Consider the following 20868-nt stretch of genomic DNA (forward strand, 5'->3'; position numbering starts at 1 on the left):
CTGTGAACCACTACGACACCCTCGAGGTCAGCAGCCGGGCAAGCCCGGAGGTGCTGCGCGCTGCCTACCGCAGCCTCATGCAGCGCTACCACCCTGACCGGCACCCGGACGATCCGCAAGCCGCCGCGCGCACGGCCGCCATCACGGAAGCCTACGACGTGCTGTCGGACCCGGCCCGCCGTGCCGCCTACGATGAGGCGCTGGCCGCTCAGCAGGCGTCGGCGGTGCCGGCCGGCGCTCATGCCGCGGGCGCGGCAGCGGCCGGCTCGTCCCGGGGCGCCCGGTCGGCGGGTGCGGCAGGGGCCGCCTCCGCGGGCCGGACCCGGGGGGGGGCGCGGGGGCCGGCGCGGGCGGCCACGCCGGTGTCGCTGGGGCGCTGGGCGATCGGTCTGGTGCTCGCGCTGGGCGCCGCGGCGCTGGTGGGCCATTACGGGGCGCAGCGGCCGGCAGAGGGCGACGACTGGGCCGCGCTGCGCCAGCGTTTCTCGGCCGGCGGCCACACCGAGGACGAGCTGCGCGAGATGCTGCGCCGCAAGGAGGCGCTCCTGCAGCAGTCACCGGCGCTGCGCGAGCGGGACGACACGGAGCGTGCCCGGGACCTCGAGGCGCGCACGTTCCGGCTGCTGGATGCCAAGCTGGAGATCTACCTGGGCACGGGCGTGCTGACCGTCCCGCAGATTGAGTTGGTCCTCGGGAGCTTCGACGCCCAGACGCTGCGCAGCTACCTCCTCAAGAACCGCGAACTGCTGGTGGGCGACGTCACGCGGGCCCTGAACAACGCGAACGTGTCGAACCTGGTGGGGGCCGCCGGCGAGCAGTACGTGCAGACGCTGATCCAGGACACGCTGGTCAAGGCGATGGGCTCGCCGCCGGAGGAGCTCTATCCCTCGACCTGGCACGAGTCCCCGGGACGCTACGGCCTCCTGCGCGTGCAGCTGCCCCAGCACCTCAGCTATCGCCCGTACAACCCCGGCTGAACCGGGGTGGGCAGGCGTCCCGAGGGCGGGCGGCAGGTATGAGCCTCCGTTCGTCGGGCATCCCTGCGTTTCGTCACGCCCGGCAGCCCGTTGGCAACTTCCCTGAAGACAGCGCCGACGAGGGCCGCTATGGTGCCGCCAGATCCGCAGCCATCCGTGCCGCGGGCGACCGGAGGACCTGATGAACATCGAACAGCAGCAGGAGCGCGCGTTGCGCCGCGCCGAACGGAGGCGCCGTGATGCGCGAGGCGAAGGGCGCAGCGGCTTCGGCATCTTCCTGATCGTGGCGGGCGTGGCGCTGCTGGTGCACCGGCATGGCTGGCCGAGCTGGTTCCAGTTCGAGGCGCCGTGGTCCCTGGTGATCGCCGCCGTCGCAGCCCTGAGCCTCGTGCTCGCGCGGAGCGCCCGCAGCCTCACCCGCGCGCTCTTCCTCGGTGCCGTCGCCGCCTGGTTCTATGCCTGCGAGACCGGCTGGTATGACTTCAGCTTCCGCGAGTCCTGGCCCTGGCTGCTGATCGCGCTGGGCGTCGCCAAGATCCTGCATTTCGTCCTGGAACGTTTCGATGAGGAGGCCGCATGAGCATGCCCGACCACTCCGGCCCCTCGTCGGGCCCGCAAACCCCCCCGACCACGCCAGCGCCCCGGCGGGCGCCCAGCCACCAGCTGTGGCTGGGCCTGGCGCTGGTCCTGGCGGGGTGCACCTTCCTCCTGGACAGCCTCCACCTCGTCGAGCTGCGCCACTACCTGCCGTTCTGGCCGGTGCTCATCATCGCCCTGGGCGCGGCGCGCCTGCTGACGGCCGCGCCGAATGACAAGGGCGAGCAGGTGGTGGGTGGCGTGCTGCTCGCGATCGGTTGCTTCCTGCTGTTCCGCCGGCTGGGCTGGCTGCACATGGACTTCCGGGACCTCTGGCCGCTGTTCCTGATCGGCGTGGGCGGCATGCTCCTGACCCGTCGCCCCGGCCAGGGGGGGATGCCTGGGAAGGCCGGCCTGTTCGGCCATGGCCGGCAGGACCACCCGGGCGGTCCGCTGGACGTCAAGGCGGTGCTGAGCGGGCAGCAGGTCCGCGTGCAGGCACAGGACTTCACCGGCGGGCAGGTGCAGGTGGCGCTGGGCGGGGTCGAGCTGGATCTGAGCCAGGCGGGCTTCCAGCGTGCCGTGATCGACGTGTCCCTCGTGATGGCCGGCCTGGAGCTGCGAGTGCCGACGGACTGCCGGGTGCGCGTCACGGCCTCGTCGGTGCTGGGGCAGGTCGAGGACAAGACCCATCCGCCGCTGGCCGCGGCCCGCGAACTGGAAGTCCGCGGCTCGCTGGTGCTCGGGGGCATCACCATCCGCCATTGATGCCGCCGGCGACCCCCGGGGCCTGCCCGTGAGGGCGGACGGCCGGGCGTGGCGGGATCGGCGGGATCAGCGGACGCCCGGCACCGTGCTGCAGTTGGCCACGCCGAAACGGTCCACGAAGAGGCGGAACTCCTGGCCCGGCTTCAGGGCCGACCACTGCTGCAGGGTCAGCCGGCAGGTCCAGTCGCGCGCCTGGCTGTCGACCATGACGACCTCGTAGATCCCCTTGTACTTGCTGATGCGCTCGGCGCCGGGCTGCCCCGGCGGCACGGCGGCGAGCGTCGGCGTGCCCCAGTACGGAGGCTGCGGATGCTCGCCTTGCGCACGCACGGCGCGCAGCGTGCGCCATTGCAGGCCCGTGTAGCGGCAGTGCGGGCTGGCCTCGGGCCGCTGGCCGGTGGGGTCGTCCATCAGCTTGCGCTGGACCTCCTGCACGCCGTCTGGCATCTCGTCGCACCAGCTGGAGTCATGGACCTCCGAGAGGCGTTCGATCTCGATGTCGCGCTGCCAGCGCAGGGTCTGGATGGTGACCCATTCACCGCGCGGGCCGAACAGCTTCCAGCCCAGGGGCGCGAACAGGAGCGCGATGACCAGGGCGGCGATGCGGTGCTGACGGTCGCGGTTGGAGAGGTAGTCGAGGCGGGCGGACATGCGGCGATTGTCGCGGCTGTGCCGACGCCGGCCGGCGCGGGCGGGCGCTTGCGGGCCGGGCAGCGCCCAGGCCTGGCGCTGTCCGGATCCCGTCCTGGCTCAGGCGGGCTGGCCCTCGCGGCGTCGTTGCTCGCGGCGCAGTCGCACGGCTTCGGTCACGGCGGCGAGCTCCTCACTTTGGCGGGCCAGCTCGCCGCGCAGGCGCATGTGGTCACTGACGGCGTCGTCCAGCGGGCCGAGGTCGGTGCGGACGCCGTCCCAGGCGGGGTGGGCCGCCCCCTGCAGCCGCGTGTCGCGGTCACGGCCCGAGCGCCACAGCCGCCCCAGCATGAGGCCGCCCAGCAGGGCTGCCAGGCTGCTGCACACCAGCAGGGCGCCCAGGTGGCGCTGGAGCCGGGAGGCCTCCAGCGGCGGGGCCGTCGCTTCCAGGGATCGCACCTGCAAGGACCAGCGGATGGCCGGGGCGCCCGGGGCGCTCAGCCCGGTCGTCACGGGAATGATCCAGTTCGCCTCGCCCGACAGACCCTCATGCAGCCGGGTGGGGGCGGCGGCACTCAGCCAGCCTTCGGTCCAGGCGGGCTTGTCGGCCACCAGGAGCAGTTCGGAGCGGAAGGGGCTGCTGTTCACATAGGCCGAGAAAAGGCCCAGCGCACGCTGGCGGGCGCGGAACTCGAGGACCTCGTCCTGCGCGACGCCGGGTTCGCTCAGGGATCTGCTCAGCACCACGGCGAGCTTCCTCAGGGCCTGGTACTCGGCGGCACGCGGGTCCGGTTGCAGCGGCAGCGGCAAGGCGGCCTGCAGGCTCTGGTACTGGTGGCAGCTCAGCCCGAGCAGCCCGGCCATCGCAAGCAGGGCCAGCCCCAGGCGCCAGCGTCGTGACATGTGATTTCTCCCTGAGTGCGGGCATCCTAGGGAACCGGCACCCGGGCGTCGCTCAGGGTTTGCACTCGCGCCGCGCCCCCGGGCCGTGCACTTGTGCACGAACGGCCGTTCGGCGCGTCCGCCCCGCGGTCAGGGCGCGGCGGTGCCCGCCGAGCGGGAGACGAACTGCGCCAGGGCCTCCATGTCGGCGGCGTCCAGCTTGCCGGCGTAGCTGGGCATCACGCCCAGGCCGCTCTGCAGCACGCGCCGCACGCGGGCGGCGTCCGGCTTGAGCTCGTCCAGCACCGGGCCGATCTGCCCGTCGCTGCCGGCCGCCGCCAGGGTGTGGCACAGGGCGCAAGGCGGGGCGGCCTTGCCCGTGAAGAGGGCGCGGCCGCGCTGCATCTGGGCGTCCAGCCCATTCGCAGCGCCCTGGGCGACGGCGCCGGTGCCGACGCCCAGGCCCAGGCCCAGCAGCATCGCGAGCAGGGCCGGACGCCGCGACGGCGCGGGGTCAGGTCTTGCCATCAGGCCACCGCCAGCGAGATGGCGTGGTCGCGCCAGCTGTTGTTGTTGTAGCCATGGGCGTTCTCGACGCGCTCGGCCGGCTGGACCTGTCCGGCCGAGTCGACGGCGCGGCTGGCGACCTGGTAGCTGCCGGGGGCCAGCTTCACCTCGAGGCTGAACTGGCGCCAGGCGAAGCGGCCGAGGTCCGGTCCCACGAGGCGGGCGGTCTGCCAGGTCTGGCCGCCGTCCGTGCTGACCTCCACGCGTTCGATCGCGCGCGTGCCGCCGAAGGCCACGCCGTGGAGCTGCACCAGGCCGGCCTTCACGGGGCCGCCGTCCGACAGCGGGCCGTTGATCCAGGACTTGACGTTCATCTCCCAGACGGAGGCCTGGTCCGGGCTGCTCTGGCCGCCCGGCGGCGTCATGCGGTAGCCGTGCGCCATGATCTTGGCCTTGGACTCGGTGCTGCCGAAGGCCAGGCGCTTGATGTACTTGATGTTGTTGACGCCCTGGTAGCCCGGCACGATCAGCCGCAGCGGGCCGCCGTGCGCCAGCGACAGCGGCTCGCCGTTCATCTCCCAGGCCAGCAGGCAGTCGCCCAGGGCCTTGATGGGCACGGAGCGCTCGACGACCACGCTCAGCGGGTCCACGCCCTCGGGCAGCTTCTCGCCGCCCGTGCCGGTGATGAAGACCGCGCCGTCCGCCAGGCCGCCCAAGGCCGCCACGACATTGCGCACGGGCACGCCGCTCCACAGCACGCAGCCGGCCGCGCCGACCGTCCAGGGCGTGCCGCTGGGCTTGCTGGGGAAGAAGCCGCGGCCATTGCCGGAGCACTGCAGCACCGTGGCCACGGTCTCGAGGCCCAGCGTCTTGAGCTCGGCCAGCGTCAGCGAGCGGGGCTGCTTCACGCCCTCGACGTCCAGCGTCCAGGCGTCGCGGTTCTCGACGATGGCGGCGTCGGGCGCGGGCAGGTTGTTGCGGATGTAGAGCTGCTGCGCCGGCGTGATCACGCTGCTGCCGAAGGCGCTGCGGCGCGTCTCGATGGTGGTGGCGCTGTGGACCACGACGGCGGACGGGTTCTTCCAGGCAGCGTAGGCCGGCAGCGGCTTGGCCGCGGGGGCGGCGAGCGGCGTGGTGGCCGAGGTCTGGGCCTGCGCCCAGCCGCTGAGGCCCAGGGCGCCCAGTGCGGTGGCGGCTCCGCCCAGCACGCGGCGGCGGGCGATCAGGTCGTCATGGCTCTTGGTGGTCATGGTGGCTCCTCTTGTGATGGTGTGGCCCGGTGGGCGCTGCGCGCATTGTGAGGGCAGCGGATGACAGCAAGTCCCCGCTGGACAGGACGCAGCTGTGACGATCTGAAACAAAACTCACCGACATTCGACAGAGAGTGAGCACCTGTCGCACTACGCTTCAGGCCTATCAAGAACAGTTGGGGAAAATCATGAGGAAAGCTGGCAACGCGAGCGTCCTGGGCCGGGCGTCCGCCACCATGCTGGGCGTGCTGCTTGCGGGGCAGGTGCACGCGGCGGTCAATGCCATGGTGGTGGTCGAGCCTACGGCGCGCAAGGCGGGGCTGATCGTTTCGCAGCAGGGGGTCGAGGCCGGCCTGGGCAAGGTGCTCGGCCAGCCCGTGAGCCTCGCCACCAGCGAGGACCTGACCGACATGATGCGTGCCACGCGAAGCGGCGGCTACGAGCTCTTCATCGGCCCGGCGCAGATTGCGGCCTCGGCCCTCAGCCGCGGCTACGAGCTGCTGGGCGCCACGCAGGGCTCGGAGCCCTTCGTGCTGGTCGTCCGCGCCGATGTGGCCGACCTCGGCGCGCTGCGCGGGCGTCGCCTCTACCTGCCGCAGCAGGATTCCATCTACACCTACATGGCGCGCGGCCTGCTCACGCAGGGCGGGCTGTCGATGCAGGATCTGCGCGTGGCCCACGAGCGCTATCCGCAGGCCGGTCTGGCTGCGTTGCTGGTGGGCAGCGCCGATGCCACCGTCGTGCGCCAGAGCGAGTGGAAGGACTGGCAGGGACAGCATGGCACCGCCGCCAAGGTGCTGGCCAGCTCCGAACCGGTGCCGGGCGGCTTCAGCGTCGTCGTCAAGAAGGACATGCCGGCCGACGCCCGCGCGCGCCTGGCGCAGTGGTTTGCCGCCGTGCCCGCCAGCACCGGCCTGACGCAGGCGAAGTTCAAGCCGGAGATGCAGGAGTACAAGCGCGTGGCGGACCTCGGCCACTTCACGCCCACGCAGCTGCCCGGCGTGACGCGCGTGACGGCGCGCGAGGCCCAGCAGCTGCAGGCCAAGGGCGCCGTGCTGGTGGACACCCGCATCGAGAAGGAATACAGCGCGCGCCACATCCGCGGGGCGCTGTGGGTGCCCTACGTCGAGAAGAGCCTCAAGGACGTCGCCTTCAACCCGGCGATGGACGACTTCAGCGCGCTCGACAAGGCCGACAAGCTCAAGCCCTCGCAGGCGGTGATCTTCGCCTGCAACGGCGCGGAGTGCTGGAAGTCCTACAAGGCGGCGAAGCAGGCCCAGGCCAAGGGCTTCAAGACCGTGTACTGGCTGCGCGGCGGCCTGCCCGAGTGGGAAGCCGAGGGCCTGCCGGTGGAGTCGGCCGGCAGCTGATCGCCTGCCGCTCGTTGCTCGATACGCCGGGCCCGTGCCCGGCGTTTTTCATGGCGCGCCGTCTGCGCGCCCGCCCGTCGCGCGAAGCCACGAAACGCGCCGTTCGTGCCTCCATGTTTTCCCGATTTCCCTGTCCCTTGCACACCTGACGGGGCCCTGTAGGGCCTGACAGTTGGCGCCCCGGGAGGGGGTTCCTAGAGTCGCTGGCAGCTTGTGCACTGCCACGGGGGTGGTGCACGGCGCCCCTCAAACTCGATGGAGTCACCAATGAACCATTCCCTGGTCAAGTGGGCCGTTCTGGCCGGCGCTGCCACCGCAGCCGTGTCCGCCCAGGCCGCAGGTCTGTCCGTCCGTCTCGATGTCGCGAGCCCGGTGCTCAAGGGTGATGTGGACGTCCACGTCACGCTGACGCTCACCAACACCTCGCGCACGCCGATGTTCCTGCCCAAGACCCAGCTGCCGGGCGAGGTGCACGAGGCCGCGCTGTTCCGCATCACCCGCGATGGCGAGCCGGTGGCCTACCAGGGGCGCCTGGTCAAGCGCACCGCCGCTGCCGAGCGCGACGTCGTGCGCCTGGCACCGGGCGCCTCGATGAGCTTCCAGGTCGAGCTGACCGGTGGCTATGACCTCAGCGAGAACGGCCGGTATGCCATCGAGTACATCGGCCTGGCGAAGCAGCAGTCCGGCCAGACCGCCTTCCTGGCCGCGGACGCCGCCGCACCGACCTACCTCTGGCTGGAGGGCCGCACGCCGCAGCCGCAGGCCCAGGCCGCCCTGGCACCGTCGCTGGCCGCCTCCATCTCCTACACCGGCAACTGCACGGCCACGCAGAAGAGCACGCTGGCCAGCGCCGTGACGGCGGCGACGAACTACTCGCAGTCCTCGTACAACTACCTGAGCGCCACACCCTCGGCCACGACGCGCTACAAGACCTGGTTCGGCGCCTTCAGCACCACCGGCTGGAACACCGCCAAGTCGCACTACTCGAAAGCCCTGGACGCCTTCAAGAACAAGCCCCTGACGCTCGACTGCAGCTGCAAGGACTCCGGCACCTACGCCTACGTCTATCCGAACCAGCCGTACAAGATCTACGTCTGCGGCGCCTTCTGGTCGGCCCCGATGACCGGGACGGACTCGAAGGGCGGCACGCTGGTGCACGAGATGACGCACTTCACCGTCGTGGCCGGCACCGACGACTGGGCGTACGGCCAGAGCGCGGCCAAGTCGCTGGCCCTGTCCAATCCCACCAAGGCCCTGGACAACGCCGACAGCCACGAGTACTTCGCCGAGAACAACCCCGTCCAGCCCTGAGCACGGGCGGGCTCATCGGGCGCCGGCTGCCGGCGCCCCGCATGAAATGAAACAAGGCAGGCCCGCGGGCCTGCCTTTTTCATGGAGCGAGCGACGCGGGAGCGCTATTCCTCGCTCAGCAGGTCCTGGACGGCCTCGTTCCAGTTCTCCAGGTCTTCCTCGCTGATGTGCAGCCAGTCCATGGCGCGCTGGTGGTGGCTGGCCCAGTCGGCGTCCTCGGGGAGGCCCTCGTGACGGCGCATGAGCTGCTCGGCGATCAGCCCGGCGGCCACGAGGGTGTGGACCTCGGGCTCGATGTCGGCATCGCCCAGGGATTCGAAGTCGTGGTGCAGCCGGATGGCCGCCATCAGCGAGGGCGCCAGGCTCCAGGCACGCGCCAGCAGGGCGCCCACCACGGCGTGGTCCGTCTTGTGGTTGACGTTCTCGGTGGCGATGTAGGGGCGGTCGATGCGGGCGCCGGCCTCCACCATCGTGGCGCCGTAACCGCGCACGCTCTGCAGCAGGACGGGGATGCCGACATGGCAGAACAGGCCGTAGGTATGGGCGAGATCGGGCGACAGGCCCGGCAGCTGGCGGGCGATGTAGCGCATGGCATGTGCGCGCTTGGCGGCGCGCTGCCAGAAGCGCGTGAGATGGGGGCTGTTGACCGGGATGGCGTTGCGCAGCGCGAAGCCGGTCAGGATGGCCGCCGTCTCGTCCAGCCCCAGGCGGTTCATGGCCTGCCCGACGGTGCTGCAGGGCATGCCGTCGGCCAGGTGCAGCGGGCTGTTGGCCGTGCGCAAGAGCGTGGCGGCCATGGCGACGTCGCTGGCTGCGATCCGGGCGACCTCGGTCAGATCCGGCTCGGCCTCCTTCATGGCGTGCTGCAGGCGCTGCAGCAGGTCGGGGCAGGGGGGGATGACGATCTGACGCAGGGGACCGTGGGCGCGGGACTGGTCCAGTTCCTGGCGAATGGCTTGGGAATTCATGGGGGCGGGGGCTGGCCGGGAGGGGCCGTGACGCTGTCGATTATCGGTCGGGCACCCGCCGGCGACGGCGCGCAAACTGTGGAAATTCCCCGCTCTGGCGGCATTGCGGGGCACGCCCGCCGGCCATCCAGGCAAATCCCGGGCAGGGGCCGGGAGGGGCGAGCGATACTGGCCCGGTCCCGGACTCCGACCCCTCACCCTTCGAGCGACCCAGGTTCCCCTTGCGCTTGCCGAACGTCCTTCCTGCCCCCGGCCGGCCCGGGGCGGCCCCGCCTCGGCCGGGCCGGCCCCGGCAGGCGTTGCGGCGTGGGCGCCTCGTTCTGCTGGCCGGCTTGATGGCCGGGCTGAGCCTGTGGAGCCAGGCGCTCGACACCCAGCAGTTCCTCGACATCGCCGCCTCGCGTTCCACCAAGGCGCTGAACGGGGCCCGCGCACTCGTGCAACTGCTGGAGAAGGCCCAGCCGCTGGACGAGGAGGCCCGGCTCGCCGCCGTCAACGACTTCTACAACCGCCGCATCCAGTTCCGCGACGACCAGGAGGTCTGGGGCGTGGTCGACTACTGGGCGAGCCCGCTCGAGACGCTGGAGAAGGGCCGTGGCGACTGCGAGGACTACGCGATCGCCAAGTACTTCAGCCTGCTCGCCCTGGGCGTGGAGCCGGCCCGGCTGCGCCTCGTCTATGTCCGGGCCATGCTGGACGGGCGGCCGCAGGCCCACATGGTGCTGGCCTACTATGCGCAGCCGCAGGCCGAGCCCCTGATCCTGGACAACCTGCAGCCGCAGATCCGGCCGGCCTCGGCACGGACCGACCTGTCGCCCGTGTTCAGCTTCAACAGCGAGGGGCTGTGGAGCGGGGTCGCGGGCGCGCCTGCGGGCAATCCGGCCGCCCGGCTGTCGCAATGGCGCGACGCGCTGGGCAAGGCTCGTGCCGAGGGCTTCTAATGAATACCGCCGAGGGGAACCACCAACCATGTCTTTGATGCGTCAAGTCGCGGCCTTGCTGCTCGCCGTGCTGCTGCTGGCCCTGCTGGCCAGCGTGGCGGTGTCTGCCGGGTCGGTCCGCCAGGTGCTGCAGACCCAGCTGCAACTCAAGAACGAGGACAACGCCGGTGCCCTGGCCCTGGCGCTGTCCCAGCAGCATGGCGACGAGAGCCTGATGAGCCTGCTGGTCTCGGCGCAGTTCGACACCGGCGCCTACGAGGTGCTGCGCTGGCGGCGGGCGGACGGCACAGTCGCCTTCGAGAAGACTGCCGCGCCTGCACCGGGCCGCGCGCCGGACTGGTTCAAGGGCTGGCTGCCGCTGGACGTGCAGCCGGGCATGGCGCAGGTGTCCAACGGCTGGCAGGCGCTGGGGACGGTGGAGGTCCGCAGCCAGAGCGCCTATGCCCACGAGACCCTGTGGCTGAGCTTCCTGCGCATCGCCGCCTGGCTGCTGGGCGTGGGCCTCGTGGCCGCCGGGCTGGCGGCCGTCGGCCTGCGCCGCATCCGCGCGCCGCTGGACGCCGCCGTGCAGCAGGCCAATGCGCTCGTCCAGGGCCAGTTCATGACCATCGAGGAAGCCCGCGTGCCCGAGCTGGCCCGTCTGACGGGCGCGCTCAACACGATGGTGGTCAAGGTCCGCTCCCTGTTCGAGGCGCAGGCCGAGCAGCTGCAGGTGCTGCAGCAGCAGGCCTACTGCGACAGCCTGACGGGGCTGACGCTGCGCAAGCAGTTCCTGGCGGAGTTCGAGTCGGCACTGGGCCGGGACGACGGCCCGGTGCGCGGTGGCTTCATCCTGCTGCGCCTCGGCGCGCTGGCCTCGCTGAACCAGCGGCTCGGGCACGCGCAGGTGGATCAGCTCATCCAGTCGATCGCGCGGGCGGTGAAGGCCTATCCCGACCGCGTGCGCGGCTGCCTGGCCGGACGCCTCAACGGCACCGACCTCGCGCTGTGGCTGCCGGCCCCTGACGTGGCCGAGGACACGGCGCAGGCGCTGGCCGATGCGCTGCGCTCGGCCCTGCCGGGGGGCACGGGGGCCGGGACCGGCGGGACGGTCGAGGGGGGCGTGCAGCTGTCGATCGCCGCCATCGACATGTCCCGCACGCGCCCGATGTCGCACTGGTTCGCGGAGGCCGACGCCGTGCTGGCACGTGCGGAGCAGGGCGGGGGCGTGAGCCTGGCCTTCCAGCGCGTCGAGGACGAGGACCTGCCCTCGCAGGGCGAGCGCGTGTGGCGCCAGCAGATCGGTGACTGCCTGGATGCGGGGCGTGCGCGCCTGCAGCCTTTCCCCGTCATGGATCGGCAGGGCCTGCTGCTGCACTGGGAATGCCCGCTGCAGCTGCAGCTGCTGCCCCAGGGCGAGTTCCTGCCGGCGACCCGCTGGCTGCCGCTGGCGCTGCGCAGCAGACTCAGCGCCGAGGCCGATCTGCGCGCGGTGCAGCTGGCGCTCTCCGCCATCGCGGACGACGGCCAGCCGCGCTGCGTCAACCTGGCGCCGGCCTCGCTGCAGGAAGGCAGCTTCGTGGCGCGGCTGCGCGAGGTGATCTTCCAGTCCCCGCAGTCGGCGCGCCGCCTGGGGCTGGAGCTGGGCGAGTCCGCGGCGCTGGTGCATTTCGAGCTGCTGCATGAGCTCGGCCGGCAGATCCGCCCGCTGGGCGTGGCGCTGGGCCTGGAGCATGCCGGCGCCGGCCTGGCGCAGGTCGACCGCCTCTACCAGGCCGGGCTGGACTACGTGAAGCTCGACGCGGCGGTGGTCACCGGCATCGCGGCGGATGCCGCACGGGCCGCCTTCGTGCGCGGCCTGGTCATCATGCTGCGCAGCCTGGCGCTGAAGGTCTATGCCGAGGGTGTCAACGACGGCCTGGACGCCCAGGCGCTGTGGGACATCGAGGTCGACGGCATCACCGGGCCCTGGGCCACGGGGCAGATGATCAAGCCCTGACGCGGGGCCCTGCCGGCGCCCGGCACGCCCCGGGCTTCACCGGGGGCGTTCAGCGGATGTCGGCGCTGTGCAGGCCGTAGCCTTCGCCGCGGCGGCGGTCCTCGAAGAAGCGTTCGAGCGTTTCGCGCACCGTGCGGAAGGCCAGCTCGTCCCAGGGGATCTCGTCCTCGCGGAACAGGCGGGCCTCCAGGGTCTCGGGGCCGGGGTTGAAGACGGGGCTCAGCAGCCGCGCCCGGTAGAACAGATGCACCTGGCCGACCTGCACGACGTTGTGCACGCAGTAGAGGCCCTGCAGCTCGATCTGTGCGCCGGCCTCCTCGTCGGTTTCCCGGGCGGCGCCCTCGGCGGTGGTCTCGCCCAGCTCCATGAAGCCGGCCGGCAGCGTCCATTTGCCATGGCGCGGCTCGATGGCCCGGCGGCACAGCAGCACCTGGTCGTTCCAGACGGGCAGGGTGCCGACCACGTTGAGCGGGTTCTCGTAGTGGATGGCGCCGCAGCCGGTGCAGGTGGCCCGCTCGCGGTTGTCGTCGGCCGGCACCTGGTAGGCGACCTGGCTGCCGCAGCTGGGGCAGTGCTTGAAGCGTCGGGTGAGGAACATCGGGCCAGTGTAGCGGGGCCGTGGCAACATACCGCCAGCGGCCTGCGGCCGCCCCGTCGCCACTGTCTCCCGACTTCGTCTCGAACCTGCCATGGAACTCTTCAACTACTTCCGCTCCTCCGCGTCCTACCGCGTGCGCATCGCCCTCGCGCTCAAGGGCCTGGCCTACGACTACCGCTCGGTGCACCTGGCGAAGAACGAGCAGTTCAACGAGTCCTATGCCGCCGTCTCGGCCTCGCGCCTGGTGCCGCTGCTGCGCGATGGCGACGCCACCGTCACGCAGTCCATGGCCATCATCGAGTACCTGGACGAGACGCACCCGGACGCCCCGCTGCTGCCGCGCGACCCGCTGGATCGCGCCTACGTGCGCGCGCTGTCGCAGGACATCGCCTGCGAGATCCACCCGCTGAACAATCTGCGTGTGCTGCGCTACCTGACGCAGGAGCTGGGTGTCAGCGACGACAACAAGGACCGCTGGTACCGCCACTGGGTCGAGACGGGGCTGGAGGTGGTCGAGCGCCGACTGGTGGGCGAGGGCCGCGCCGGCACCTTCTGCTTCGGGGACACCCCGGGCATGGCGGACTGCCTGCTGGTGCCGCAGATCTTCAACGCCCAGCGCTTCAAGGCGCGGCTGGACCACGTGCCCACGGTCATGCGCATCCATGAGGCCTGCATGAAGCTGGACGCCTTCGCCAAGACCCAGCCTTCCGCCTGCCCGGACGCCGAATGAGTGCCGGGCCGCATCCGGACTGGCTCGTGCCCGAGTGGGACGCGCCGCAGGTGCGCGCGCTGATGACGACGCGCGCCGGCGGCGTCAGCACCGGGCCCTATGCCAGCCTCAACGTGGGCTCGGCGGTGCAGGACGAGCCGGCGGCCGTCGAGGAGAACCGCCGTCGCGTGGCCGAGGCGCTGGGGGCCTCGCTGGTCTTCCTGCCGCAGGTGCACGGCAGCAAGGTGCTGCGCCTGAAGCCGGAGTGGGCGGCGCCGGATGCCAAGGTGCCCAAGGCCGATGCCTGCATCAGCACCATCCCGGGGCTGGGCTGCGCCATTCAGGTGGCGGACTGCCTGCCGGTGCTCTTCGCTGCACCAAGGGCGGTCGGCGGCGCGCATGCAGGCTGGCGGGGACTTGCCGACGGCGTGCTCGAGAACACCGTCCAGGCCTTGTGCGAGGCGGCCGCCTGCGAGCCGGGCGAGGTCCAGGCCTGGCTCGGGGCGAGCATCGGCCCGGCGGCCTTCGAGGTGGGGGCGGATGTGCTGACGGCCTTCGGCGTGGAGCCGCGCGCGGACCTCGGCCCGGCGCAGTCGCAGCTCTTCCGCTACCAGCCCAATGTGGCCGGCGAGCCCCGCTGGCGGGCCAATCTGCCGGCGCTGGCGGCGCTGCGTCTGCGGGCGGCGGGCGTGACGCGCCTCAGCGGCGGGCGCTGGTGCACGTACAGCGAGCCCTCACGGTTCTTTTCCTACCGTCGGGAGCGGCTCAGCGGGCGGCTCGTCGCGGCCATCACGCTGGCCTGAGGCCGGGGTGTCGCTCGCGGGCTGAGCCTGCGCCTGGGCATCCGCCAGGGCCTCGGCGGCCCGCCGCGCCTGGCGCCGGGCGGGCGTTCCGACGAGGTACATCACCAGCGCCAACGGCGCCACGCCGTAGAGCAGGAAGGTGATCAAGGCGCCGAAGATGCTGCCCTGCGGGCTGCTCGCTTCGGCCAGGGCCATCATGAGGGCGACGTAGAGCCAGGCAATGGCGATGAGGTACATGCGGACGGGCGGGGCCGCGATCCTCGGATCGCGAGCGTCATAAGAAGGTAAGTTTTGAAGCGTACAACATCGACTGTGGCAAGCTTCTTGCCTGGGTATGCTGTGAAGCCATCGTGAGACGCTGGCTCAAGGGTTGAGCCAGCGCCGGTGCATCCGGCCTGAACCTGCCACGGACGGCACCCGGGTGCCGTTCATTCCGCGAGGAGACACATGAATTCCAAGAGCAAGGGTGCGGGCAACGCACCCGCCAACGACCCCTTCTCCCTCGGCGCTGCCGCCGAGGCGGCGGGCAGGATGGCCGAGCACATGGCCAGCGACTTCCAAACCGGCATCGGCGAAGCCATGAAGAGCTTTGCAGGGCTCAAGGTCCCCGTCGATGCCTGGGCTGCCCTGCAGAAGGATTACCTCGAGCAGGCCGGCGGGCTGTGGAACCAGGCGGTTAGCGCATCCGCCGGCCATCCGGCGAAGCTGCCCGACCGGCGCTTCGCGAACGAGGCCTGGGGCAGCAATCCGGTGGCCGCCTTCACGGCGCAGCTGTACCTGCTCAACGCCCAGACGCTGCAGCGCATGGCCGAGCAGGTCGAGGGTGATGACAAGACCCGCGCCCGCATCCGCTTCGCCGTGCAGCAGTTCGTCGACGCGTCTGCGCCCAGCAACTTCCTCGCGCTCAATCCGGAGGCCCAGGAGCTGGCGCTCAAGACCCAGGGCGAGAGCATCGCCCGCGGCATGCAGCTGCTGTGGGCCGACCTGCAGCGCGGCCATGTCTCCCAGACGGACGAATCCGCCTTCGAGGTCGGCCGCAATGTCGCGACGACTGCCGGCGACGTCGTCTTCGAGAACGACTTCTTCCAGTTGATCGAGTACCGCCCGCTGGGCAAGGAAGTGCACGAGCTGCCCTTCCTGATGGTGCCGCCCTGCATCAACAAGTACTACATCCTCGACCTGCAGCCGGACAACTCGCTGATCCGCCATGCCGTGGAGCAGGGCCATCGCACCTTCGTGGTGAGCTGGCGCAACCCCGACGAATCCTGCGTGGGCTGGACCTGGGACGACTACATCGAACAGGCCGCCATCCAGGCGATCCGCACGGTGCAGGCCATCAGCGGCAGCCAGAAGATCAACACCCTCGGCTTCTGCGTCGGCGGCACCATCCTCGCCACGGCGCTGGGCGTGCTCGCGGCCCGCGGCGAGCAGCCGGCCGCCAGCGTCACGCTGCTGACCACGCTGATCGACTTCGCGAGCAACGGTGTCCTGGACCTCTTCGTCGACGAGGGCTCCGTGCGCCTGCGCGAGATGAGCATCGGCCCTGACGCCCCCAAGGGCCCCGGCCTGCTCAAGGGGCAGGAGCTGGCCACGACCTTCAGCTTCCTGCGGCCCAACGACCTCGTCTGGAACTATGTGGTCGGCAACTACCTCAAGGGCGAGGCCCCGCCGGCCTTCGACCTGCTGTACTGGAACGGCGACTCGACCAATCTGCCCGGCCCGATGTACTGCTGGTACCTGCGGCACACCTATCTGCAGAACGAGCTGAAGAAGCCCGGCGCCCTGACCGTCTGTGGCGAGCGCCTGGACCTCGGGGCCATCGAGGCGCCGGTCTACATCTACGGCTCGCGCGAGGACCACATCGTGCCCTGGGAGGCCGCCTACCGCAGCACCCAGGTCTTCAAGGGCAAGAAGCGCTTCGTGCTGGGCGCCTCCGGCCACATCGCCGGCGTGATCAACCCGCCCGCCAAGAAGAAGCGCAGCTACTGGACGGGCAAGACGGCGGCGCTGCCGGCCGAGGCGGGCCAGTGGCTCGACACGGCCGTCGAGCATCCCGGCTCCTGGTGGACCGACTGGTCCCAGTGGCTGGCCAGCCATGCCGGCCCGCTGAAGCCGGCGCCCAAGGCCCCCGGCAACCGCCAGCACAAAGCCATCGAACCGGCGCCCGGCCGCTACGTCCAGCAGAAGGCCTGAGCCCGCCCCGGTGCGGCCCCCCGACGGGCGGCCGCACCCACACCCTCTACCCATCATCGGAGATCCATCCATGAGTACCGAGATCGTCATCGTCGCCGCGGCCCGCACGGCCATCGGCAAGTTCGGCGGCAGCCTGGCCAAGACCGCCGCCCCGGAGCTGGGCGCCACCGTGGTGCGCGAGCTGCTGCGCCGCTCGGGCCTGGCGCCCGAACAGGTCGGCGAAGTGATCCTGGGCCAGGTGCTGACCGCCGGCTCGGGCCAGAACCCCGCCCGCCAGACCGTGATCAAGGCCGGCCTGCCGCATGCCGTGCCGGCCATGACCATCAACAAGGTCTGCGGCTCCGGCCTGAAGGCGGTGATGCTGGCCGCGCAGGCCATCCGCGACGGCGACTCGGAGATCGTCATCGCCGGCGGGCAAGAGACCATGAGCCTGGCGCCCCACGTGCTGCCGGGCTCGCGTGACGGCCAGCGCATGGGCGACTGGAAGCTCGTCGACACCATGATCGTGGACGGCCTCTGGGACGTCTACAACCAGTACCACATGGGCATCACGGCGGAGAACGTGGCGAAGCAGTACGCCATCAGCCGCGAGGCGCAGGACGCGCTGGCCCTGGCCTCGCAGCAGAAGGCCGCGGCGGCGCAGGATGCCGGCCGTTTCAAGGACGAGATCGTGCCGGTGAGCCTGCCGCAGAAGAAGGGCGATCCGATCGTCTTCGACGCCGACGAGTTCATCAACCGCAAGACGAATGCCGAGGCGCTGGCAGGTCTGCGTCCGGCCTTCGACAAGGCGGGTTCCGTGACGGCGGGCAATGCCTCGGGTCTCAATGACGGCGCCGCCGGGCTGCTGCTGATGAGTGCCGACAAGGCGAAGGCCCTGGGCCTGACGCCGCTGGCGCGGATCGCGTCCTATGCCAGCGCGGGCCTGGACCCGGCCACCATGGGCATGGGCCCCGTGCCCGCCGCCCGCAAGGCGCTGCAGCGCGCCGGCTGGACGCCGCAGGATCTGGACCTGCTGGAGATCAACGAGGCCTTCGCGGCCCAGGCCTGTGCCGTGCACCAGGAGATGGGTTGGGACCTGGCCAAGGTCAACGTCAACGGCGGCGCGATTGCCCTGGGCCACCCCATCGGCGCCTCGGGCGCGCGCATCCTGGTCACCCTGCTGCACGAGATGCAGCGGCGCGAGGCGAAGAAGGGTATCGCCTCGCTGTGCATCGGCGGTGGCATGGGCGTGGCGCTCTGCGTGGAGCGCTGAGCCGCACCGTTCACAGGCACGGACTCAGGGCCAACCCGCTTGACCCCATCCGGGGGCTGGGGGAGCCTGAGGTCCGGCAATGCGCGTCTTCTTCGAATGACAACAGCAGCCCGGATGGCGCGTAGGACGCGGCGCCGACACCGGGTTCCCCTGACAAGCCATGGAGGCGAAGGAGATTCACATGACTCAGACACAGAAAGTTGCTTACGTCACCGGCGGCATGGGCGGCATCGGGACCGCCATCTGCCGCAGGCTGCACAACGCCGGCTACAAGGTCATCGCGGGCTGCGGCCCGAGCCGGGACTTCCAGAAGTGGCTGGATGAACAGAAGGCCGAGGGCTATACCTTCCACGCCTCGGTCGGCAACGTGGCCGACTGGGACTCGACGGTCGCCGCCTTCGGCAAGGCCATTGCCGAGCACGGCACGGTCGATGTGCTGGTGAACAACGCCGGCATCACCCGGGACCGCATGTTCCTGAAGATGACGCCGGACGACTGGAAGGCCGTGATCGACACCAACCTCAACTCCATGTTCAACGTGACCAAGCAGGTCGTGCCGGGCATGGTGGAGAAGGGCTGGGGGCGCATCATCCAGATCAGCTCGGTGAATGGCGAGAAGGGCCAGGCGGGCCAGACCAACTACTCCGCCGCCAAGGCCGGCATGCACGGCTTCACCATGGCGCTGGCGCAGGAGCTGGCTGCCAAGGGCGTGACGGTCAACACCGTGAGCCCGGGTTACATCGGCACCGACATGGTCCGCGCCATCAAGCCCGAGGTGCTCGAGAAGATCGTCGGCACCATTCCGGTCAAGCGCCTGGGCATGCCCGAGGAGATCGGCTCCATCGTGGCCTGGCTGGCGGGCGAGGACTCGGGCTTCACCACCGGGGCGGACTTCTCCTGCAATGGTGGCTTGCATATGGGGTGAACACTCCCCGCCTACCGGCTTCGCCGGCCTTGCAGGCCGCGCCAGGCCAGAGGCCTGGCCCTTCGGTAGGCACAAACGCCAAGGCGTTTGTGTCCGACCTCAGCCCCCCCAGGGGGGCGAGCTTGACGGCCCGGCGGAGCCGGATCCCCAAGCTCCGCTGGGGAAACAAAACGGGACCCGCGTTGCGTCCCGTTTTGTTTGTCAGGGCACGCGCTTCGGTCGGGGATGTCGCTGCTCAGCCATAACGAAGGCGGCATGACCGCTTCGCATCGGAAGCTTAGGACAAAACAAAGCGGGACCATCGGGTCCCGTTTTGTTTTTCAGGCACGGAGCTTGGGGATCCGGCTTTGCCGGGCCCTCAAGCTCGCCCCCTGGGGGGCCGGCGAAGCCGGTAGGGGGGGGTCAGGTCTTGATCTGGAGGAGTCGGGAGATGCTGCGTGCCGAATCCAGGAGGCGGGGCAGGGCGTTTTCCAGCAGGGCTTCGGGCGGGGTGCGGTTGACCTGGGCGCCGATGTTCAGCGCGGCGATGGTCCGGCCCTGGCGATCGACGATGGGGGCGGCGAGGGACACGAGGCCATCCTCGAGCTCCTGGTTCACCAGGCACCAGCCCTGGGTTCGGGCCTGGGCGATGCGCGCACGCACCTCGTCCATGTTCATGGCGGTGCGCTGCGTATAGGGCTGCCAGCGGGCCTGGGCGAGATGCTGCTCCAGCTGGGCCTCGGGCAGGCCGGCCAGCAGCACGCGGCCCATGGACGTGCACCAGGCCGGCAGGCGGCTGCCCACGCCCAGATTCACGCTCATGATCTTGCGCGCGGGCACGCGCAGCACGTAGACGATGTCCTGGCCCTCCAGCACGGCGGCGGAGCAGCTCTCCTTGAGGTCGCTGGCCAGCACCTGCATCACCGGCTCGGCAAACTGCCACAGCGGCTGCGAGGAGAGGTAGGCAAAGCCGAGGTCGAGGATCTTGGGCGTCAGCGAGAACAGCCGGCCTTCGGTGCGGACATAACCGAGTGTTTCCAGGGTCAGCAGAATGCGGCGCGCGCCGGCACGGGTGAGGCCGCAGCGGCGGGAGACCTCGGTGAGCGTCTGGGCGGGGGCGTCGGCGCTGAAGGCGCGGATGACGGACAGGCCGCGGGCAAAGGACTGCACATAGCTGTCCCCTGGCTTCAAGGCGGGCGCCCCCTGGGGCTGCGTCGTCGGCTCATCCATGCGGCGCAGTATAGGCAGAGCCCCGACGCCAAGCCGTTTTCATTCGTTAACATCACGCCGCCAAGGTTTATTTGATTATCTGAGGAGGACCTGCAATGGCCATGGACGTCGTCGATTACGAGATCAAGGGTGCGGAGATGCAGTTCGTGGAGGTCGAGCTCGACCCCGGCGAAGCGGCCATCGGCGAGGCCGGCAGCATGATGTACATGGATGCAGGCATCTCGATGGACACCATCTTCGGAGACGGCTCTGCCAACCAGGGCGGCTTCTTCGGCAAGCTGCTCGGCGCGGGCAAGCGCCTCGTCACCGGTGAATCGCTCTTCACCACGATCTACACGAACAACGGCAGCGGCAAGCAGCGCGTGGCCTTCGCGGCACCCTACCCGGGCAAGATCCTGCCCATGGACCTGCGCCAGCTCGGTGGCACGCTGATCTGCCAGAAGGACGCCTTCCTGTGCGCGGCGCGCGGCGTGTCCCTCGGCATCGCCGTGCAGCAGAAGCTCAGCACGGGCTTCTTCGGCGGCGAGGGCTTCATCATGCAGAAGCTCGACGGTGACGGCCTGGCCTTCGTGCACGCCGGCGGGACGGTGGTGCGCCGCACCCTGCAGCCGGGCCAGACGATCCTGGTCGACACCGGTTGCGTGGTGGCCTACACGCCCAGCGTCAACTTCGAGATCCAGTACGTCGGCAAGATCAAGACGGCGCTGTTCGGCGGCGAGGGCCTGTTCCTGGCCAAGATGACGGGCCCCGGCGAGGTCTGGCTGCAGAGCCTGCCCTTCTCGCGCCTGGCCTCTCGCATCTTCGCCGCGGCGCCTCAGAACGGCGGCCGCAAGGAGGAGGGCTCGCTGCTGGGCGGCTTCGGTGCCGGCGGCGTGCTCGGCTCCATCCTGGGTGGCGACGACGAGTAAGTTGTCGCGCACCCCGCGGGCGCAGGCCGCCGGAACCGGCGATCTGCGCCCGGCTTGAGCCAGCGCAGCTGGCCGGGCGGCCGGTGATCCGGGCAGGCGAATACACTTGAGGG

21 protein-coding genes are annotated in these 20868 nt (G+C 70.6%); 13 read left to right on the top strand and 8 right to left on the bottom strand.

From position 1 onward, the window contains the following. Positions 1–2 precede the first annotated feature (2 nt). From QRD43_RS09170 to QRD43_RS09180, 3 genes are all read left to right on the top strand, one after another. Positions 3–977 carry a J domain-containing protein gene (locus QRD43_RS09170; RefSeq protein WP_285982180.1) on the top strand — a complete coding sequence of 325 codons (975 nt, stop codon included), beginning with the start codon at positions 3–5 and terminating at the stop codon, positions 975–977. Positions 978–1158: 181 nt separating this feature from the next. Further along, positions 1159–1557 (top strand): LiaI-LiaF-like domain-containing protein, encoded by a 399-nt coding sequence (locus QRD43_RS09175; protein ID WP_285982181.1) that lies wholly within the window; start codon positions 1159–1161, stop codon positions 1555–1557. Continuing rightward, on the top strand, positions 1554–2321 hold the full coding sequence (locus QRD43_RS09180) for a LiaI-LiaF-like domain-containing protein (RefSeq protein ID WP_285982182.1): 768 nt from the start codon (positions 1554–1556) through the stop codon (positions 2319–2321). Before QRD43_RS09175 ends, QRD43_RS09180 begins: the two co-directional genes overlap by 4 nt. A 66-nt stretch (positions 2322–2387) precedes the next feature. Here the strand turns inward: QRD43_RS09180 and QRD43_RS09185 are convergent, their stop codons facing one another. The 4 genes from QRD43_RS09185 to sorT form a co-directional block, all read right to left on the bottom strand. Beyond that, positions 2388–2972, bottom strand: a complete 585-nt coding sequence (locus QRD43_RS09185) for a hypothetical protein (protein ID WP_285982183.1) — start codon at positions 2970–2972, stop codon at positions 2388–2390. A gap of 99 nt (positions 2973–3071) precedes the next feature. Next, entirely contained in the window at positions 3072–3854 is a 783-nt protein-coding gene (locus QRD43_RS09190) for a hypothetical protein (protein ID WP_285982184.1), read from the bottom strand. Between the two features lie 129 nt (positions 3855–3983). Then, positions 3984–4361, bottom strand: coding sequence for a SorU family sulfite dehydrogenase c-type cytochrome subunit (sorU, locus tag QRD43_RS09195; RefSeq protein ID WP_285982185.1), 378 nt, complete (start codon positions 4359–4361; stop codon positions 3984–3986). Then, positions 4361–5590: a SorT family sulfite dehydrogenase catalytic subunit gene (gene sorT / locus QRD43_RS09200; protein WP_285982186.1), complete on the bottom strand. Its 1230-nt coding sequence runs from the start codon at positions 5588–5590 to the stop codon at positions 4361–4363. Before sorT ends, sorU begins: the two co-directional genes overlap by 1 nt. A 188-nt stretch (positions 5591–5778) precedes the next feature. Here sorT and QRD43_RS09205 point away from each other — a divergent pair, with 188 nt between their 5' ends. Together QRD43_RS09205 and QRD43_RS09210 are read left to right on the top strand one after the other, a co-directional pair. Further along, positions 5779–6960, top strand: a complete 1182-nt coding sequence (locus QRD43_RS09205; protein ID WP_285982187.1) for a rhodanese-like domain-containing protein — start codon at positions 5779–5781, stop codon at positions 6958–6960. Positions 6961–7227: 267 nt separating this feature from the next. Continuing rightward, a complete protein-coding gene (locus QRD43_RS09210) occupies positions 7228–8271 on the top strand; it encodes a M35 family metalloendopeptidase (protein ID WP_285982188.1) in 1044 nt (347 codons plus the stop codon). Positions 8272–8375: 104 nt separating this feature from the next. Here QRD43_RS09210 and QRD43_RS09215 read toward each other — a convergent pair whose 3' ends face one another. Further along, positions 8376–9239, bottom strand: a complete 864-nt coding sequence (locus tag QRD43_RS09215; protein ID WP_285982189.1) for an HDOD domain-containing protein — start codon at positions 9237–9239, stop codon at positions 8376–8378. 335 nt (positions 9240–9574) lie between these two features. On the opposite strand from QRD43_RS09215, the gene QRD43_RS09220 reads away from it, so the two are divergent. Both QRD43_RS09220 and QRD43_RS09225 read left to right on the top strand, forming a co-directional pair. Continuing rightward, a complete protein-coding gene (locus QRD43_RS09220; protein WP_285982190.1) occupies positions 9575–10180 on the top strand; it encodes a transglutaminase-like cysteine peptidase in 606 nt (201 codons plus the stop codon). A gap of 37 nt (positions 10181–10217) precedes the next feature. Then, positions 10218–12158, top strand: coding sequence for a bifunctional diguanylate cyclase/phosphodiesterase (locus QRD43_RS09225; protein ID WP_285982191.1), 1941 nt, complete (start codon positions 10218–10220; stop codon positions 12156–12158). A 49-nt stretch (positions 12159–12207) separates the two neighbouring features. On the opposite strand, the gene QRD43_RS09230 is transcribed toward QRD43_RS09225, so the two are convergent. Continuing rightward, positions 12208–12756, bottom strand: coding sequence for an NUDIX hydrolase (locus QRD43_RS09230; RefSeq protein ID WP_285982192.1), 549 nt, complete (start codon positions 12754–12756; stop codon positions 12208–12210). Between the two features lie 91 nt (positions 12757–12847). On the opposite strand from QRD43_RS09230, the gene maiA reads away from it, so the two are divergent. Together maiA and pgeF are read left to right on the top strand one after the other, a co-directional pair. Next, on the top strand, positions 12848–13486 hold the full coding sequence (gene maiA / locus QRD43_RS09235; RefSeq protein ID WP_285982193.1) for a maleylacetoacetate isomerase: 639 nt from the start codon (positions 12848–12850) through the stop codon (positions 13484–13486). Next, entirely contained in the window at positions 13483–14268 is a 786-nt protein-coding gene (pgeF, locus tag QRD43_RS09240; RefSeq protein ID WP_285982194.1) for a peptidoglycan editing factor PgeF, read from the top strand. Before maiA ends, pgeF begins: the two co-directional genes overlap by 4 nt. Here the strand turns inward: pgeF and QRD43_RS09245 are convergent. Then, entirely contained in the window at positions 14200–14505 is a 306-nt protein-coding gene (locus QRD43_RS09245; protein ID WP_285982195.1) for a hypothetical protein, read from the bottom strand. The two genes, pgeF and QRD43_RS09245, sit on opposite strands and share 69 nt — an antisense overlap. A 294-nt stretch (positions 14506–14799) precedes the next feature. Here QRD43_RS09245 and phaC point away from each other — a divergent pair, with 294 nt between their 5' ends. The 3 genes from phaC to phbB all read left to right on the top strand — a co-directional run bounded on the left by phaC (position 14800) and on the right by phbB (position 18638). Beyond that, positions 14800–16461 (top strand): class I poly(R)-hydroxyalkanoic acid synthase, encoded by a 1662-nt coding sequence (gene phaC, locus QRD43_RS09250; RefSeq protein ID WP_434063862.1) that lies wholly within the window; start codon positions 14800–14802, stop codon positions 16459–16461. A 70-nt stretch (positions 16462–16531) separates the two neighbouring features. Then, entirely contained in the window at positions 16532–17713 is a 1182-nt protein-coding gene (locus tag QRD43_RS09255) for an acetyl-CoA C-acetyltransferase (protein WP_285982196.1), read from the top strand. Positions 17714–17894: 181 nt separating this feature from the next. Next, positions 17895–18638 carry an acetoacetyl-CoA reductase gene (phbB, locus tag QRD43_RS09260; RefSeq protein WP_285982197.1) on the top strand — a complete coding sequence of 248 codons (744 nt, stop codon included), beginning with the start codon at positions 17895–17897 and terminating at the stop codon, positions 18636–18638. Positions 18639–19040: 402 nt separating this feature from the next. Here phbB and QRD43_RS09265 read toward each other — a convergent pair whose 3' ends face one another. Next, the gene (locus tag QRD43_RS09265; RefSeq protein ID WP_285982198.1) at positions 19041–19847 is read right to left on the bottom strand and encodes an IclR family transcriptional regulator domain-containing protein; all 807 of its coding nucleotides are present in this window, start codon (positions 19845–19847) and stop codon (positions 19041–19043) included. A 95-nt stretch (positions 19848–19942) separates the two neighbouring features. Here QRD43_RS09265 and QRD43_RS09270 point away from each other — a divergent pair, with 95 nt between their 5' ends. Then, entirely contained in the window at positions 19943–20755 is an 813-nt protein-coding gene (locus QRD43_RS09270; RefSeq protein WP_285982199.1) for a TIGR00266 family protein, read from the top strand. Positions 20756–20868: the final 113 nt, after the last annotated feature.

It is taken from the genome of Roseateles subflavus (genome assembly GCF_030285365.1).
Lineage (GTDB): Bacteria > Pseudomonadota > Gammaproteobacteria > Burkholderiales > Burkholderiaceae_C > Roseateles_B > Roseateles_B subflavus.

Excerpts from the sequence above, each read along its gene's own strand:
- phbB (WP_285982197.1), top strand. The coding sequence starts at position 17,895 with ATGACTCAGACACAGAAAGTTGCTTACGTCACCGGCGGCATGGGCGGC.
- pgeF (WP_285982194.1), top strand. The coding sequence starts at position 13,483 with ATGAGTGCCGGGCCGCATCCGGACTGGCTCGTGCCCGAGTGGGACGCG.
- QRD43_RS09230 (WP_285982192.1), bottom strand. The coding sequence starts at position 12,756 with ATGTTCCTCACCCGACGCTTCAAGCACTGCCCCAGCTGCGGCAGCCAG.
- QRD43_RS09220 (WP_285982190.1), top strand. The coding sequence starts at position 9,575 with ATGGCCGGGCTGAGCCTGTGGAGCCAGGCGCTCGACACCCAGCAGTTC.
- QRD43_RS09270 (WP_285982199.1), top strand. The coding sequence starts at position 19,943 with ATGGCCATGGACGTCGTCGATTACGAGATCAAGGGTGCGGAGATGCAG.
- phaC (WP_434063862.1), top strand. The coding sequence starts at position 14,800 with ATGGCCGAGCACATGGCCAGCGACTTCCAAACCGGCATCGGCGAAGCC.
- sorU (WP_285982185.1), bottom strand. The coding sequence starts at position 4,361 with ATGGCAAGACCTGACCCCGCGCCGTCGCGGCGTCCGGCCCTGCTCGCG.
- maiA (WP_285982193.1), top strand. The coding sequence starts at position 12,848 with ATGGAACTCTTCAACTACTTCCGCTCCTCCGCGTCCTACCGCGTGCGC.
- QRD43_RS09205 (WP_285982187.1), top strand. The coding sequence starts at position 5,779 with ATGAGGAAAGCTGGCAACGCGAGCGTCCTGGGCCGGGCGTCCGCCACC.
- QRD43_RS09190 (WP_285982184.1), bottom strand. The coding sequence starts at position 3,854 with ATGTCACGACGCTGGCGCCTGGGGCTGGCCCTGCTTGCGATGGCCGGG.
- QRD43_RS09265 (WP_285982198.1), bottom strand. The coding sequence starts at position 19,847 with ATGGATGAGCCGACGACGCAGCCCCAGGGGGCGCCCGCCTTGAAGCCA.
- QRD43_RS09215 (WP_285982189.1), bottom strand. The coding sequence starts at position 9,239 with ATGAATTCCCAAGCCATTCGCCAGGAACTGGACCAGTCCCGCGCCCAC.
- QRD43_RS09245 (WP_285982195.1), bottom strand. The coding sequence starts at position 14,505 with ATGTACCTCATCGCCATTGCCTGGCTCTACGTCGCCCTCATGATGGCC.
- QRD43_RS09225 (WP_285982191.1), top strand. The coding sequence starts at position 10,218 with ATGCGTCAAGTCGCGGCCTTGCTGCTCGCCGTGCTGCTGCTGGCCCTG.
- sorT (WP_285982186.1), bottom strand. The coding sequence starts at position 5,590 with ATGACCACCAAGAGCCATGACGACCTGATCGCCCGCCGCCGCGTGCTG.
- QRD43_RS09255 (WP_285982196.1), top strand. The coding sequence starts at position 16,532 with ATGAGTACCGAGATCGTCATCGTCGCCGCGGCCCGCACGGCCATCGGC.
- QRD43_RS09175 (WP_285982181.1), top strand. The coding sequence starts at position 1,159 with ATGAACATCGAACAGCAGCAGGAGCGCGCGTTGCGCCGCGCCGAACGG.
- QRD43_RS09185 (WP_285982183.1), bottom strand. The coding sequence starts at position 2,972 with ATGTCCGCCCGCCTCGACTACCTCTCCAACCGCGACCGTCAGCACCGC.
- QRD43_RS09180 (WP_285982182.1), top strand. The coding sequence starts at position 1,554 with ATGAGCATGCCCGACCACTCCGGCCCCTCGTCGGGCCCGCAAACCCCC.
- QRD43_RS09210 (WP_285982188.1), top strand. The coding sequence starts at position 7,228 with ATGAACCATTCCCTGGTCAAGTGGGCCGTTCTGGCCGGCGCTGCCACC.